Below are 574 nucleotides of genomic sequence, written 5' to 3'. Positions count from 1 at the left end.
GACGTGACCGGCGGGGAAGTAGGAACGGTCACGCTTGATGACGAGTCGTATCCGGCTGGTGGATGGGATCACTTGCAAAGACGATGTAATTACTCCTGATCATCATGCAGAGCAAGTAAGGTGGTCGGTTCCAGAAGTGCCAGTGCCAGTGTTTTCACGTTCACGTTTTAAGTTGAATAACCACCTAAGGTGGTTATTCAACTTAAAATCCAGTAGGGGGTTAGGAAGCTTCTCTTGGAATGGTACGCTTCCAAACTTTTGCGAAAATCTCTTCGTCGCCGTCGTAACATTTGACGTCTGATTCAGTATAGAAATTGGCGTCGTCACAAGTAATACGGGTATCGGCTTCCACCCGCGCTTGCCAGTCAAGTTCTGGGCGTTCTAGCTTGATCCGCCACTGCGACTCTGTACGCGCCGTGGTGGGGTCATCCCACTGTATCCAATATCGTTCTACTGAGTCCTCGTCAAAGTGCAACCCGTCAGGATAAATGCGGGTACCGCCATATGCGGGATCTACTTGCAGTAGGGTAGTTTTTGCAACTACATCGGTGCAGATAAGCCGTTCTGGCCTGCG

1 pseudogene is annotated in these 574 nt (G+C 50.3%); it reads right to left on the bottom strand.

Annotated features, from left to right (window positions below):
- Positions 1 to 220 precede the first annotated feature (220 nt).
- A pseudogene (locus tag HMPREF1627_RS10630) lies at positions 221 to 574 on the bottom strand (peptidase S15); the annotation flags it as partial.

It is taken from the genome of Actinomyces sp. S6-Spd3 (assembly GCF_000758755.1).
Lineage (GTDB): Bacteria > Actinomycetota > Actinomycetes > Actinomycetales > Actinomycetaceae > Pauljensenia.
This window is presented reverse-complemented; position numbering and strand designations above follow the sequence as displayed.